The organism is Vibrio sp. YT-19(2023) (genome assembly GCF_033337395.1).
Map to the genome: position 1 here is coordinate 1 of NZ_JAWOQN010000581.1, position 663 is coordinate 663.

Annotated in this window: 1 protein-coding gene; it reads right to left on the reverse strand. The window is 49.2% G+C overall.

Translation table 11 applies throughout. The features are described from left to right. Nucleotides 1–37: 37 nt before the first annotated feature. On the reverse strand, nt 38–663 hold a 626-nt coding region (alr, locus tag R7E78_RS27265; protein WP_318058768.1), incomplete at its 5' end, for an alanine racemase.

The following is a 663-nucleotide window of genomic DNA, read 5'->3' on the forward strand; positions in this document are numbered from 1 at the left end:
AAAGTGCCAGCATTGAGGTGATTCGTTTATTCATGGATTACTTGGTATATTCCATTTCGACGCGAGGCGTCAATTTGGTCACCAACTCATAAGCTATCGTACCAATGTGATTCGCAACCTCTTCGACAGGTAATTCTTTACCCCAAAGAATCGCTTCGTCACTGACCTTATCTGTGGCATCAGGACCTAAATCTACCGTCAGCATATCCATTGATACTCGACCCGCAATCGGTACTGTACGCCCATTCACCCACACCGGTGTACCATTGGGTGCACTTCTTGGGTAGCCATCGCCATAGCCCACTGCAATAACGCCGACTTTTGTGTCGCGTTCACTTGTCCAGATACCACCGTACCCCACGCTTTCACCTTTCTTGACTTCACGAACCGCAATAAGATGAGACTTCAACGTCATCACTGGCTGGTAACCCAAATCTTGGGCCGTCTTGTCGCTAAATGGTGATACGCCGTACATAATAATGCCCGGACGAACCCACTCTAATTGGCTTTGAGGCCATGCCAATAAACCCGCAGATGCCGCTAGCGAGCGCTCGCCCTGACAGCCCGAGGTTAATGACATAAACAGCTCAATTTGTTGCGGCGTGATGCTGCTATCAAGCTCATCCGCACAACCAAAATGACTCATGTATCGCAATGGCTTCG